Origin of the sequence: Bradyrhizobium iriomotense (assembly GCF_030160715.1) — a bacterium.
Lineage (GTDB): Bacteria > Pseudomonadota > Alphaproteobacteria > Rhizobiales > Xanthobacteraceae > Bradyrhizobium > Bradyrhizobium iriomotense.
In genome coordinates, this window is sequence record NZ_BSOW01000021.1 from 43,944 (window position 1) to 57,600 (window position 13,657).

General features: G+C 63.2%; 14 protein-coding genes and 1 pseudogene. 4 read left to right on the forward strand and 11 right to left on the reverse strand.

The window, feature by feature from the left end:
- Positions 1-47: 47 nt before the first annotated feature.
- Both QQL28_RS27530 and QQL28_RS27535 read right to left on the reverse strand, forming a co-directional pair.
- Positions 48-959: a GntR family transcriptional regulator gene (locus QQL28_RS27530; protein WP_284270523.1), complete on the reverse strand. Its 912-nt coding sequence runs from the start codon at positions 957-959 to the stop codon at positions 48-50.
- A gap of 188 nt (positions 960-1,147) precedes the next feature.
- Entirely contained in the window at positions 1,148-2,209 is a 1,062-nt protein-coding gene (locus QQL28_RS27535) for an Ldh family oxidoreductase (RefSeq protein ID WP_284270525.1), read from the reverse strand.
- A 166-nt stretch (positions 2,210-2,375) separates the two neighbouring features.
- Between QQL28_RS27535 and QQL28_RS27540 the strand changes: the two genes are divergently transcribed.
- On the forward strand, positions 2,376-3,674 hold the full coding sequence (locus tag QQL28_RS27540; RefSeq protein ID WP_284270527.1) for an MFS transporter: 1,299 nt from the start codon (positions 2,376-2,378) through the stop codon (positions 3,672-3,674).
- Between the two features lie 31 nt (positions 3,675-3,705).
- On the opposite strand, the gene QQL28_RS27545 is transcribed toward QQL28_RS27540, so the two are convergent.
- The 3 genes from QQL28_RS27545 to QQL28_RS27555 all read right to left on the reverse strand — a co-directional run bounded on the left by QQL28_RS27545 (position 3,706) and on the right by QQL28_RS27555 (position 6,565).
- On the reverse strand, positions 3,706-4,221 hold the full coding sequence (locus QQL28_RS27545) for a GNAT family N-acetyltransferase (RefSeq protein ID WP_284270528.1): 516 nt from the start codon (positions 4,219-4,221) through the stop codon (positions 3,706-3,708).
- Between the two features lie 114 nt (positions 4,222-4,335).
- Positions 4,336-5,271, reverse strand: coding sequence for a glycosyltransferase family 2 protein (locus QQL28_RS27550; protein ID WP_284270529.1), 936 nt, complete (start codon positions 5,269-5,271; stop codon positions 4,336-4,338).
- Between the two features lie 121 nt (positions 5,272-5,392).
- Positions 5,393-6,565, reverse strand: a complete 1,173-nt coding sequence (locus QQL28_RS27555) for a hypothetical protein (protein ID WP_284270530.1) — start codon at positions 6,563-6,565, stop codon at positions 5,393-5,395.
- A gap of 191 nt (positions 6,566-6,756) precedes the next feature.
- Between QQL28_RS27555 and QQL28_RS27560 the strand changes: the two genes are divergently transcribed.
- Positions 6,757-7,497, forward strand: coding sequence for a glycosyltransferase family 2 protein (locus QQL28_RS27560; RefSeq protein ID WP_284270532.1), 741 nt, complete (start codon positions 6,757-6,759; stop codon positions 7,495-7,497).
- 56 nt (positions 7,498-7,553) lie between these two features.
- Positions 7,554-7,931, forward strand: a complete 378-nt coding sequence (locus tag QQL28_RS27565; RefSeq protein ID WP_284270535.1) for a DUF2304 domain-containing protein — start codon at positions 7,554-7,556, stop codon at positions 7,929-7,931.
- A 25-nt stretch (positions 7,932-7,956) separates the two neighbouring features.
- Here the strand turns inward: QQL28_RS27565 and QQL28_RS46200 are convergent.
- The 3 genes and pseudogenes from QQL28_RS46200 to QQL28_RS27575 all read right to left on the reverse strand — a co-directional run.
- Positions 7,957-8,049: pseudogene (locus QQL28_RS46200) on the reverse strand (glycosyl transferase); the annotation flags it as partial.
- Positions 8,046-9,197 (reverse strand): hypothetical protein, encoded by a 1,152-nt coding sequence (locus QQL28_RS27570; protein ID WP_284270537.1) that lies wholly within the window; start codon positions 9,195-9,197, stop codon positions 8,046-8,048. The gene QQL28_RS27570 and the pseudogene QQL28_RS46200, both read right to left, overlap by 4 nt.
- A 249-nt stretch (positions 9,198-9,446) precedes the next feature.
- Positions 9,447-9,938 carry an NUDIX domain-containing protein gene (locus tag QQL28_RS27575; RefSeq protein WP_284270539.1) on the reverse strand — a complete coding sequence of 164 codons (492 nt, stop codon included), beginning with the start codon at positions 9,936-9,938 and terminating at the stop codon, positions 9,447-9,449.
- A gap of 119 nt (positions 9,939-10,057) precedes the next feature.
- On the opposite strand from QQL28_RS27575, the gene QQL28_RS27580 reads away from it, so the two are divergent.
- Positions 10,058-10,942 carry a metallophosphoesterase family protein gene (locus QQL28_RS27580; protein WP_284270541.1) on the forward strand — a complete coding sequence of 295 codons (885 nt, stop codon included), beginning with the start codon at positions 10,058-10,060 and terminating at the stop codon, positions 10,940-10,942.
- Between the two features lie 98 nt (positions 10,943-11,040).
- On the opposite strand, the gene QQL28_RS27585 is transcribed toward QQL28_RS27580, so the two are convergent.
- The 3 genes from QQL28_RS27585 to QQL28_RS27595 all read right to left on the reverse strand — a co-directional run bounded on the left by QQL28_RS27585 (position 11,041) and on the right by QQL28_RS27595 (position 13,656).
- Positions 11,041-11,595: a hypothetical protein gene (locus tag QQL28_RS27585; RefSeq protein WP_284270543.1), complete on the reverse strand. Its 555-nt coding sequence runs from the start codon at positions 11,593-11,595 to the stop codon at positions 11,041-11,043.
- A gap of 201 nt (positions 11,596-11,796) precedes the next feature.
- Complete coding sequence (locus QQL28_RS27590) at positions 11,797-12,009, reverse strand: DUF4170 domain-containing protein (protein ID WP_027522806.1); 213 nt, start codon at positions 12,007-12,009, stop codon at positions 11,797-11,799.
- A gap of 18 nt (positions 12,010-12,027) precedes the next feature.
- Positions 12,028-13,656, reverse strand: a complete 1,629-nt coding sequence (locus QQL28_RS27595) for an isocitrate lyase (protein WP_284270549.1) — start codon at positions 13,654-13,656, stop codon at positions 12,028-12,030.
- Position 13,657: the final 1 nt, after the last annotated feature.

A 13,657-nucleotide genomic window follows, 5' to 3' on the forward strand; every position in this document is an offset into this window, starting at 1 on the left:
TGGGGAGCTGTATTGGCTTTTATGACAGAAAAAAGCAATAGCTTTGATCAGTCTTTTTCCCCGGCGGGCCGCTTCAGGATGACGGGGGATTTCCGGACGAGCGCGCCGCCCAGATGCTGGCGCATCAGGAAGGAGGCGTCGTAGACGTTGGCGCTCTCGAGCAACGACAGGATCTGGAGATGCTCGGAACACTGGATCTGGAGGCGCTGGCGGTCGACCCGCGATCGGTATTCGAGCAGGCGCCGCATGCGGTTCACCTGGACGAGCGCCCGGTGAAAGAACATGTTGCCGGAGAGCTTGATGATCTCCTCGTGGAAGAGCGAGCCGTTGTGGAGGAGACGTTCGGCCGGCAATTTCGCGATGTCGGAGGACAGCATGTTCTCCTGAATGCGGCGCTGCTCCGCGAGCACCTGCCGATCCAAACGGAAGGTCGGCTCGAGCATGGCGGCCGGCTCGATCAGCATCCGGAAGCGGTAGATCTGCTCGAAGGCTTCCGCCGTCTTTGCAACCGGCAGGAAGCGCCAGCCGTAGCCCGGCTTGCGTTCCGCCCAGCCTTCGCGGACGGCGCGCAGCAGGACCTCCGTCAACTGCGCCTTGGTCAGGTCGTAGCGCTGCCGCAGGAATTGCTCGGTGACCTCTGCCGGAATGCGGTCGGTCAGCCAATCGTCCGCCAGAGTTTCGTATTCGGCAGGCCCTCCCGCCAGTTCGGCGAAATCGCTCGTCGCCTTCTTGCCGCGCTTTTCCGCGATCGCACAGGCGAAAAAGCCTCTGTTGGGCTGCTGCTCCAGGACCTGCTGATCGGCCAGGATCTGCATCGCCTCGCGAACCGGAGATCGCGAGACGCCGAACTGGTCGGCGAGGCGTTGGGTGCTGAGATGCCCGCCAACCGGAATGCTGCCGCTTCGGATCAGTTCCTTGATCTCATTGGCAATGCGGAGCGTGAGGGGACTTGCAGGCATGGAGAGCACCAAATCAGAGGACCAGCGAGGATTGCCCTCTCAAAGCCAAAGGGACAAGAGCATCTGTCCAACTTCCTGAGTCGCTTGGCTGAAAGAATCGCGGTTCAAAATCAACATCTTGATGCGGGAGGGAAGTACGGCGGCGCCACGTCGGCCTCCTCATGATTGCATTTTTAGAGACATAAATCCTATCCTGCCGACAGGACATCCGCGGCGACCTCGAGACGACGCGCCTCCTCGCGCAGGTCGGCGACGACGGCAGCCGGCAGCGAGATGCCCTCCTTCAACGATTTGGCCGCTTTGCGGTCTTCCGGCTCGCCCGGCATGAGGATTTCATTGAAGCCCAGCGCGCGGGGCAGACCCTTGACGCGCGTGGTGAAGGCATTCATGCGCTGATCGAACTCGTCCTTCGGCATGAACAGGTCAGGGCGCAGCGCGATCACGAGATGCCCGACATTCTGCGGCTCGGAGTGATCGAAATACAGGCTCTTCACCTCGCCGCCGAAGTTCGCGCCGGTGAGGACGCCGCACAGCAGATCCATCAGCATGGCGAGCGCCGCGCCCTTGTGGCCGCCGAAGGGAAGGCAGACCCCTTCGAAAGCGTCTGACGCATTGGTCGTCGGCGCTCCCGTCTTGTCGAGCGCCAATCCAGGTTCGATGGCAAGCCCCTGCTTGGCCGCGAGGCGGATCTTACCGCGGGCAATGACAGTCATCGCCATGTCGAGCAGATAGTCGCCCTCACCGCCGCCGGGAACACCGGCGGCAAACGGCGCGGCGCCGAGAAACGTGGTGCGCCCGCCCCAGACTGGAAGCGCCGGCGAGGAATTCGTAAACACCAGGGAGATGAAGCCGGCATCGCTCGCCTGTTTCACATAGAGCGCCGACATGCCGAAATGCGTGCTGCGGCGGACGCCGACGAGCCCGACCCCGCTCTGACGCGCGAGGTCGATCGCTTCGTCGACGGCCTTGTGAGCGGCCAGAAATCCCATGCCGTTGTCGCCGTCAACGAGACTCGCCGCCGGCCACAGGCGATGGACGGCGACATTCGGCTGCGGATTGACGACGCCTCGGCGCAGCCTCTCAAGATACATCGGAATCCGCGACACGCCATGCGAGGCGAGCCCGCGCATGTCAGCGGCGACGAGATCGGCTGCGATCGTCTGCGCGTCATCCTGTCGCAGGCATGCGCGCGCGAAGACCGCCGCGGCAAAATCTTGCAACGCAACGACGGGCACCGTCAGTTCCGCCATCGCACTCTCCGCATATTTTCGCCTGTAGATACAAATTCTCGGCCTCGTGGATGCCGATTATTGCTTTTTATATCTCAAATATGCAATCTGGCAACGGCCGCGGAAAGACCGGACGGGGAATCGGGCGCCGCGGTTGCAATCGAGGAAATCGACGAGGAGCGGATTCATGAGTTCAAGTGCGGCTGTCGACGTTTCACATGATGCGGTCAGCAAGGAGGACCGCGTCTTCCGCAAGGTCGCCTTCCGCATCATGCCTCTGATGATCGTGGCCTACGTCATCAGCTATATCGACCGCACCAATGTCGGCTTTGCGGCGCTCACCATGAACCGCGATCTCGGCCTCACCGAGCTGACCTTCGGCTGGGGCGCGGGAATCCTGTTCTTCAGCTACTGCGCCTTCGAGGTCCCGAGCAATATCGCGCTGCATCGCTTCGGCGCGCGCCGGTGGATCGCCCGCATCATGATCACCTGGGGCTTGATTGCCGCCGCGACGGCGTTCGTCACAGGCCCATACGGCTTCTACGCGCTGCGCTTCCTGCTCGGCCTCGCCGAGGCCGGCTTCACACCCGGCGTCATGTATTTCTTCGTCGCCTGGTTTCCCGCGCGGTATCGCACGCGCGCGCTCTCGGTGTTCCAGATGTCGGTGCCGCTGGCATCGCTGATCAGCGGGCCGCTTTCCAGCGCGATCCTGCAAATGGACGGCATCTGGCAACTTGCCGGCTGGCAATGGCTCTTCATCATCGAGGGCCTTCCGGCGGTCGTGCTCGGTTTCGTGGTCCTCCGCTATGTAACCGACAAGCCGCACGAGGCGACCTGGCTGTCTGCCGAGGAACGCGAGATCGTCGTAAAGGCGGTCCAGGCCGAGCAACGCGAGCGTCCGGTGCATCACCTCTGGAGCGCGCTCGCGGATCCCCGAGTCCTGATCCTCGCCGGCATCCAGTTCGGATTTACCATCGGTTCCTACGCGGTCGGGATCTGGCTTCCACTGATCCTCAAGTCGCACGGTCTCTCGATCGGCGCGATCGGGCTGGTTGCCGCGATCACATATCTGTTCGGCTGTATCGCAACTCTGCTCTGGTCCTGGATGGTCGACAGGTCCGGGCGCCGAACATCGAACCTGACCATCGCCTGCATGGTCGGCGCACTCGGCCTCATCATCTCCGTCATCTTTCAATCGCTCGAGCTCGGCCTCGTCGGCCTCTCGGTCGCACTGGTCGGCATCACGTCGGCGCGCGGCATCTTCTGGTCGATCCCGCCGCGCTTCCTGACCGGACTTGGGGCCGCGGGTGGTCTCGCCTTCATCAATTCGATCGGCACCCTCGGCGGCTTCTTCGGGCCGATCACGATGGGATGGCTCAAGGAAACGACGGGTTCGTTCCAGGCGGGACTAGGCGCGATGGCCGGCTTCCTAATCCTCTCGGCGGTGCTGACGCAGGTGCTGCGGATGTCGATGCGGCAGGAATAGTCGCACGCCCGGCTTGACGGGCACGCGCCCCCTACCCCCGCGCCTTGCTCCAGTCGGGCCCGACCGGGCCCGACACGCCTTCGAACGCGCCGTCGACGAGTTCAAAGACCAGGATGCGGCTGGCGTCGACCGGGCCGGGCATGGTGACGCGGCCCTTCGGCACCGGCTTGAAGCCGACGCGGCTGTAATAGGGCTCGTCGCCGACCAGCAGCACGATGGCGTGGCCTTGCGCCTTCGCGTCCTTCAGCGCGCGCTCGAGCAGCAAGCGGCCGACGCCGCGGCCGCGGAACGGCGGCTCGACCGTGAGCGGACCGAGCAGTAGCGCCTTGGTATCGCCGATCGTGATCGGCAGTTGGCGCACCGAGCCCACCATCAGCGTGCCGATGCGCGCGGTGAAGGAGAGTTCGAGCAGATGGTCGACGTGCTCGCGGATTCGATAGGCGCTGAGCACGAAGCGTCCGGGGCCAAAAGTGCGCTCGTGCAGCCGCTCGATCGCCTGTGCGTCGCCGGCGGCCTCGGGAAGGATGGTGACTGAGAGATCGTTCATGTTATCGTAGCGTTTCGAGCGAAGTGGATTCCGGTTCGCGTTAAGAAAACGCGTCAACACTGGAGCTGGAGTAGCATCTGCGAATGCAGAGGTCCATGGGAGCTGCGCCCGACTTCAGTTCCTTTTCAGCCGTGGCTGGGACAGATAGGCGAGCATCTTCATTTCCCGCCGCCCGCGCGTGACCGTATCGAGCACGAGCCCCGAGGACACCGACAGCAGCGCCATGATCATCAGGCCCATAGACAGCACCGCGGTCGGCAGACGCGGCACGAGACCGGTCTCGATGTAGGTGATCAGAATCGGGATCGCCAGGATGATCGACGCCAGCGCTATCAGAATCCCGATCACCGTGAAGAAGCGCAACGGCCTTTCCGAGCGGTAGAGCTTCAACATGGTGCCGAGAATGCGAAAGCCGTCGCGCCAGGTGTTGAGCTTCGAGAACGAGCCTTCGGGGCGCGCGTAATACGGCGTCTCGACCTCGGCGACCGGCAGCGACAATTCGAGCGCATAGACCGCAAGCTCGGTTTCGATCTCGAAGCCGTCGGAGAGCACGGGGAAGGATTTGACGAACCGGCGCGAGAACACGCGGTAGCCGGACAGGATGTCCTTGAAGGCCTGGCCGAAGGTCGACGACAAGAAGCCCGTCAGCATGCGGTTGCCGGTGCGGTGGCCGAGCCGGTAGGCGGCCTGCCCCTGATCGACGCGCAGGCCGACGACCATGTCGAGATGCTCGTCGAGGAGCTTGTCGATCAGGCGCGGAGCGCTCGGCGCATCATAGGTCGCATCGCCGTCGACCAGCACATAGACGTCGGCCTCGACGTCGGCGAACATGCGGCGTACCACGTGGCCTTTGCCCTGCCGCCGCTCGCTGCGCACGATCGCGCCGGCTTCGCGCGCAACGCTTGCGGTGCGGTCGCGCGAGTTGTTGTCGTAGACATAGATCTCGGCCAAGGGCAGCGCCTTGCGGAAATCGGCGACGACGGTTGCGACTGCCGCCTCCTCGTTGTAGCAGGGCACCAACACGGCGATACGAAGCTCAGACGCTGTCATTGCTCGAGCGCCCCGGGGTCCACCCACCCGCACGAGGGCGAAAGACACACTGCAACTTCCACCACCAACGTCGCCGTCCGCGCATTGTTGATAGCTGCCGGCATGATGTAGGACAGATCGTTCATTTCGCGTCGGCGGTTGCCATCTCGGAAAGCCGCGGTCCGTCGGACCCCGGCGCGTGGTCCAGCTGCGTCTGCCCAGGCGTGAGGATCACGGCAAACAGCAGTGTCCAGAGCGAAAGCATAGCGATAGGAATGATATAGTACTGCGTGAAGACCGGATGCGTAGCAAAAAACGCCAGGTTCAATGCGAGATTGCCTGCGACGAGAAGCGCCAGTCGCTTAACGCCCGATTGCTTCGCAAAATGCCACAGCAGGGTGGTCCAGGCGCAAACGATGACGATCAGCGGAAACTGCACGTCCGCCAGATAGGCGCGCAGCACGGCCAGATCGAGGCGCGGCGGCGCCGTATCCTGGCCGCCATAGGCCGAGACCAGCGGGTTTCCTGAATTGACCATGTTCGCCGTCAGCACCGGCAGGATCCCCAGGAGAAATGCCAGGCCGAACGAGAGGCCTTGCAGGAAGTTCGCACCGCTACGCCGGACCAGGAAGAACAATCCGAAGTACATGAAATAGCCTGCCGCAAGGAGCACGTTGGCGATTCTGAAGCTCGCCGACAGGCCGAGCACGATGCCGACTGCCGCCACCATGAGGAGATGACGCCGGCTTTCGTCGGCGTACAGTCTCGCCGTCAGCAACCCGGCGAGGGCGCAGACCACCATCGTCGGCGCCATCGAATAGCTGGCCTTGGTCGGGTTGATCATGAAGTAGATCGAGATCGCGCCGAAGGTTGCGGCGAGAGCCAGCGCGCCCGGTTGTCGCGCCAGCCAAAGTGCATAGAGAGCGAAACCCGCGATCGCGACATTCGCCAGCGCATACAGCGGGACGACCTGGAAACCTTCGGGGAACAGCGACAGGACGAAACCAGTCCCCGGCGGCGGCGTCATCACCCTTTTGCTGCCATCAGCGGTCTGGGTGTGGCACGGCACCCCTGTCGGATCGTTCCAATTCGGAAAATCGATGCTGCGCAGCTTGCCCGCCAGATAGCCGTCATCCTCCCGCGCAAGGCTGGTATCGAGACCATGCCAGCCGAAGCGCTGAAACAGATGCGCCTGCCGAAGATAGCAGATGTCGTCGTAGACGCCGCGGCTCTCGTTCCAATGCGAGATCAGCCGGACGTTGCTGGCCAGCATGGCGAGAAAAATAATCGAGAAACATATTTTAACGGCTCTCATCGGGCTTTCACCGGGCGGATGCCAATCCGGCATGAGGACAAGGACCAGCCGCCCTGTACAGGAAATGCATCGGCAAGTATAGCAATGCTGGGGGAAGCCGGATCTGGCGGTAACGAGCGCGCCGCGATCCGGCGCGCCGCGCATGCGGAGATTGTGGTTTTGGGGCAGACGTGATCACGACCGACCTAGACGTGGCAGATCCAGGCCCAGGTAGCGCGGCTGCGCAAGCGGGCCAGCCGCGGATCCTGCTGATCATTCCTTGCTACAACGAGGAGGCGTCCATCGGGGATGTCCTGACGCAGATCGCGCGGACAGGTCGCCGCTACCATACCCTGGTCGTCGATGACGGCTCGACGGATGCCACTGCCGCCGTTGCAAGCGAGCGCTCGCCGGTCGCCCGACTCCCGCAAAATCTCGGGATTGGCGGCGCTGTGCAGGCGGGCATCAAATATGCCGCGCGCAACGCCTACGATTTCTGCATCCAGATCGACGGCGACGGGCAGCATGATCCGCGGGAGATCGACGCCCTGCTCGATGCCTATCAGAGGCAGTCCGCGAATATCATCATCGGCAGCCGGTTCATCGACAATGCCGGCTTCCGTTCCACGCGGCTGCGGCGCCTCGGGAGCCGACTGATAGGGTTGACGCTGAACAATCTGTTTGCAGGCAGCCGCATCACCGACCCAACCAGCGGCATGCGCCTACTCGACCGCCATGCCATCGCATTTTTTGCGCGGCGATATCCCGTCGATTTCCCAGAGCCGATCTCGCTGGCATGGGCCATGCGCGCAGGACTGAGGATCAGCGAGGCGCCGGTGGAGATGCGGGCGCGGGAGACCGGCGTCAGCTCGATCGACGGATTGAAGACGGTGAATTACATGATCCGTGTGCTTGGCTACATCCTGCTCGCGCGTCTGGCGAGGCAATCGTGACTCCTCAGGCAAATTTTCGGGCTTGTGAGTGCAGAGATAGGTAGCAGGAGATCGCCATGACCAACGTCATTCCAAGCGCCGAGACGGTTGTCATCATATCGGGCTTTGCGTTCATCTACATGCTGGCGCTGTTGCGCAAGACGCTGAAAGGGAAGTTCGATCTCTATGATTTTCTGATGCTGTCCATGGTTGCGATCCTGCCGGCCGGCTTTGCCCTGTTTCCAAGCCTCGCCTATCTGATCAGTCACCTGACCGGCGTCGTATTTCCCTTCGTCGTGATGTTCGGTGCACTGTTCCTGGTGGTCTTCGTGTTCATGCACAACATGACAGAGCGTCTGCACAAGCTCGAGCAACAGAATTGGAGTTTGATCCAGGAGCAGAGCTTGCTTGCGCTTGAGCTGAAACGACAGAAAAGCCGCGGCGCGGACACCTAGACCGATTTCACTCAGCGCCATGTTTTGATCGTCGGAAATCAGCGACGACGGTCGCGACCGCCGCCTCCTCGTTGTAGCACCACACTAGCACGGCGATGCGAAATTCCCTCGATGTCATCGCGACAGCGCTCCAACGCCTGCCGCCCCATGAGGCAGCGGCGGCGCTTCAGAGGCTTTCACCGGCTCCATCAGCGCGGCGAAGGACAAGCTCCACAGCGTCAGCATCGCGATCGGCACGACGTAGTAGGGCGTGAAGACCGGATGGCTCAGGAAGAAGACGAGATTGACCAGGAGATTGCCGACAGCGACGAGCGCGACCTGGCGCACGCCGCCCTCGCCCATCCGCAATTGCCAGGCGGTCGAGCCGATCGCGAGCGCGATCAGCCCGAACTGCATGTCGCTCAGATATTGGCCGAACACGACGAGGCTGAACGCAGGCGCGACGACGTCGGCGCTGCCATAGGTTGTCGCTATCGGACTGCCGGCGTTGACAGCTTGAGCGATCAGGGTTGGCGCCATGCCGACAAGGACCGCAACGCCGAAGCCAAAGCCCTGCGCAAAGGTGATGAGCTTGCGCGACCACACCAAGGGAATTCCGAGGAACAGGAAATAGCCAGCCGCGAGCAACGCGTTGGGCAAACGGAAATTGACGGACACCCCTAACAGCAGGCCGATCAGCATGACGGGCCACAGCCTCTGCCGCGCCTTGACCAGCCACCACGCGGTCAAGAATCCTGCGGCGGCGCAGACCGCCATAGTCGGCGCGACCGAATAGCTCGCCTTACCCGGATTGACCATGATATAGACGGCGAGCGCGCCGAAGCTACCTGCTCCCAGGGTCAACGGCAGCGTAGGCGCCGTGAAGATGCCGAAGAGCGCAAGGCCAGAAACGATCAGACTCGCGCTGACATAGAGCGGCACGACCTGATTTCCCTCCGGAAACAGCGCCAGCAGCGCACCCGTGCCGGGTGGATACTGCAACACGAATTTGTCGCCCGGCATCGGCGTATGGCAGGGCCAGCCCGCCGGCTCCTGCCATTCGGCGTAGGCAATCTCCTTCAGCTTGCCCTGGAAATAGTGATCGTCGTCCAGCGCCGCATTCGTGTTGAGCCCACCGATGCCGAAGCGCTGAAACAGATGCGCCTGACGCAGATAGCAGACATCGTCATAGACGCCCCGCGCCTCGTTCCAGCGTGACATCGTCGCGATGTTGCTGGCGAGGATCGCAAGGCAGATCAGGCCGAAGGTAATTTTGAGGCTCTTCATCCGGTATCCATGGCGCGCTGGGGACGCGGCGCCCTACCAAAAGATCAGGTCTGATTGCGAGCCACGAAGCAGGTGCGCCCCTTCTCCCGCTTGCGCAGGAGAGCGGAGGTGTGTCCGCAATCGATACTCCCAATGTGGAAAGAGCCGCCACCCGGCGCTTCGCGCCGACCTCCCCCGCAAGCGGGAAAGGTTGAGCGAGCCCGTGGCTCCATCCATTCAACCCCCAACTCATGTTAACACAGCCGCGCCTCATCGCCACGTCGCAATCTGCGGGCGGCCCTCCAGCACCTCCGCGATCCGCAGCCGCGTGCCGGGCGTAGTGCCCTCGGGGAGGGCTGAGCTTGCGAAGAACCCGCATTCGATGATCTCGTGATTGGGCTCCGGCAGGCGCTCCTGGCTGAACTCCCTGACCACATAGACCGCGACATGATCGCGGCGCGAGACGTGGCTGTTGAGGAAGATGCCGTGCAGCACCGCCTGCCCGGTGAGGTCGATGTCGCCCTCCTCCTTCAATTCGCGCCGCATCGCAGCTTCCATGGTTTCACCGAGATCGACACCGCCGCCCGGCAGATACCAGCCGCTGACGTAGCTGTGCCTGACCAGGAAGACGCGATTGTCCCGATCCAGCACCACGGCGCGGACGCCGAGCGTCATGCCGCGGGCGAGCAGGAAGTAGGAGTGAAAGACACGCCGCAGCAGGTATTCGTATTTCCGTCGCATCTGGTCCATACGTCCTGCCATCGGGCTTCCCATGAAACTCCCTTGCAAGCCTTCCTTGAAGCTTTCCTCGAAGCTTTCCTTGCGTCGCAAGGCAGACCTTGCCATTACAGCACGGGAATAGCGAGGCAATCGCGCATCTGATGGCACCGTTCACACTCGCGCATCTGTCCGACCCGCATCTGCCGCCGCTGCCGAGGCCCCGGCTGATCGAGCTCGCCGGCAAGCGTGCGCTCGGCTACGTCAACTGGGCGCGCAACCGCCACAAATACCAGCGCCGCGAGGTGCTCGACGCGCTGGTCACGGACATGACGGCGCAAAGCCCCGACCACATTGCGGTGACGGGAGACCTCGTCAACCTGGCGCTGGAAGCGGAGTTCGCGCCGGCGCTCGCCTGGCTCGAAGGTGTCGGTCCGCCCGATCTCGTCACCGCGATCCCCGGCAATCACGACGCCTATGTCGGTGCGACACGCCAGCGCTTTGGCGAAACCTTCCTGAATTACATTGCCGGCGACGAGCCTGCGGCGAGCTTCTTTCCCGCCGTGCGCCGGCGCGGACCGGCGGCGCTGATCAGCCTATCGACGGCGGTGCCGACGGCTCCCCTGATGGCGACGGGCACGCTCGGCCGCGACCAGCTCGCAGCGCTCGCAGAGGTGCTGGCGCGGCTTGCGAGCGAAGACGTCTTTCGCGTTCTGCTCGTCCACCATCCCCTGCGATCGAAGTCGCGCCACAAGCGGCTGACAGATTCCGACGCGTTGCTCGCACTGATCAGGCAGCACGGCGTCGAGCTGATCCTGCACGGCCACGACCACGTGCATTCGACGATGTGGTTCGAAGGCCCCAACGGCAACGTGCCCGCGGTCGGCGTGCCCTCGGCCTCGGCGCTGGCGCATGGGCGCTATCCTGCGGCGGCGTACAATCTGTTCGCCATCGAAAAGGACAATGCCGGCTGGCGCTGCGAGCAGACCGTGCGCAGCATGGATCATGGATTGCAGGTCCGGCAGATCAAGCACGTGCGGCTGGTCTAGTTTCTCCGTCATTGCGAGCGAAGCGAAGCAACCCAGAATCTCTCCGCGGAGGCATTCCTGGATTGCTTCGTCGCTCCGCTCCTCGCGACGACGGGGGTTCACCAGCTCCGCAACGCCGCAAACAGCGCCAGCCCGAACAGCGCGGCGGCGCCGAGGATGAAGCCGAGCAGGAAGGGCCAGATGCGGGAGCGGCGCGGCTTCTCCGGCTCTGCCGCCTTGGGCTCGGGCGGCACGACCATCGCGTGCTCGCGCTCGATCATGCGGCGGGCGACGTAATCCGTCACCGCTTCCACGATCACCGCCGTGTCGTGCGACTCGGCGAGCACGATGCGGCCGAACCGGGTATCCTGGACAAAGCGGTACATCCGCTTGTCGCGGCCCATCATGATGTGGGCGACGACGTCGATCCACAGCCGCGGCGTGTCGCCCTGGCTGATGCCGCGGTCGAACAGGTCGATCTGCTGCGGCACCTGCGCGAACAAGGGATCGAGCGCGTCGTTGAGGATCTCCAGCCGCGCCACCTCGGCATCGCGCAGGTCGACCACGACGCCGGTCCGGTCGGCGGCCTCGATCCGCGCCCGCAGCAGCGCATCGCGCAGCCGCACGGTGCGCGGCTGGCTGGGATTGGTCCCGCTAATCTGGGGCTCTGACATTTTCGGCCTCGTTGCTCGACTGGCGCCGTTAACCTATCAGCAACCATGATGTTCGCAAAGGCCGTATAATTCCAGATACTTACGCCCCCAAAGGGGAGTTTTCCCTGTCCCAAAAACAGACGATCCCACCCGGGGCAGAGCCCGGATGGGACCGTCCGTCCTTGGACGTCTTCTTCTTCGATTAGGCCGGCAGCAGGGGGGTTAGGCTGCCGGAGCGCGGTGCGGCTCTTCCACGATGGAGAAGCGGACGCCGGCCTTGTGGCGGTTCTCTTCCGACACCTCACGCCAGCAGTCCTCAGCCTCCTTGCGGGACTTGAAGGGACCTTTGACCTGGGCCGAGCCTTCCACGAGCTTGTGGAAGTTCATCGAACCGAACTCACCGCCGATCACCCAGAAATTGCTGCCTTTGGACATTGTCAGTCTCCTCAACCGTTAGCCGAACTGGTTCATCGTATTGTGGGCGCCGCCCGCCTTCAGGGCAGCCTCGCCGGCGAAGTACTCCTTGTGCTCGTCGCCGATGTCGGAGCCCGCCATGTTCTGATGCTTCACGCAGGCGATCCCCTGGCGGATCTCGGCGCGCTGGACGTTCTTCACATAGCCGAGCATGCCCTGCTCGCCGAAATATTCCCTGGCGAGATTGTCGGTGGACAGCGCGGCCGTGTGATAGGTCGGCAGCGTGATCAGATGGTGGAAGATGCCGGCGCGCTTGGCGGAGTCGGCCTGGAAGGTCCTGATCCGCTCGTCGGCTTCGATCGCCAGCGGCGTGTCGTCGTATTCCGCCTTCATCAGCTCCGCACGGTTGTACTTGCTGACATCCTTGCCGGCTTCCTTCATCGCGTCATAGACCTGCCAACGGAAGTTGAGCGTCCAGTTGAAGGACGGCGAGTTGTTGTAGGCGAGCTTGGCGTTCGGGATCACCTTGCGGATGCGATCGACCATGCTGGCGATCTGCTCGATGTGCGGCTTCTCAGTCTCGATCCACAACAGGTCGGCGCCGTTCTGCAGCGAGGTGATGCAGTCGAGCACGCAGCGATCTGCACCGGTGCCTGGACGGAACTGATAGAGGTTGGAAGGCAGCCGCTTCGGACGCATCATCTTGCCGTTCTGGTTGATGATGACGTCGCCGTTGCGGGCGTTGGCGGCCGTGACTTCCTCGCAATCCAGGAAGCTGTTGTACTGATCGCCGATGTCGCCGGGCTTGTGGCTGACGGCGATCTGCTGCGTAAGGCCGGCGCCGAGCGAGTCGGTGCGGGTCACGATGATGCCGTCCTCGACGCCGAGCTCGAGGAAGGCGTGACGGCAGGCGCGGATCTTCGCCAGGAACACCTCGTGCGGCACGGTGACCTTGCCGTCCTGGTGACCGCACTGCTTCTCGTCCGAGACCTGGTTTTCGATCTGGAGCGCGCAGGCGCCCGCTTCGATCATCTTCTTGGCGAGCAGATAGGTCGCCTCGGCGTTGCCGAAGCCGGCGTCGATGTCGGCGATGACGGGCACGACGTGGGTCTGGAAGTTGTCGATCTTCGCGATCAACTCCTTCTCCCTGGTCTTGTCGCCTTCCTTGCGCGCCTTATCGAGCGCGCGGAAGATATCGTTCAGCTCACGGGAGTCCGCCTGGCGCAGGAAGGTGTAGAGCTCCTCGATCAGGGCCGGCACCGAGGTCTTCTCGTGCATCGACTGGTCGGGCAGCGGTCCGAATTCGGAGCGCAGCGCGGCGATCATCCAGCCCGAGAGGTACAGATAGCGGCGATCGGTCGTGCCGAAGTGCTTCTTGACCGAGATCAGCTTCTGCTGGGCGATGAAGCCATGCCAGCAGCCGAGGGACTGAGTGTACTTGGTGGGGTCGCTGTCATAGGCGGCCATGTCGGCCCGCATCAACGCCGCGGTGTAGCGGGCGACGTCCAGACCGGTCTTGAAGCGGTTCTGCAGACGCATGCGGGCCACGGCCTCGGCGGTGACGCCGTTCCAGGTCTCCTTGGTCTTGAGGAGGGCTTCGGCCGCCTCAATCTCGCTCTGATAGGACGCCGGTCCCTGGGTGTTGATCCCGCGCGGTTGGAAGTTCATG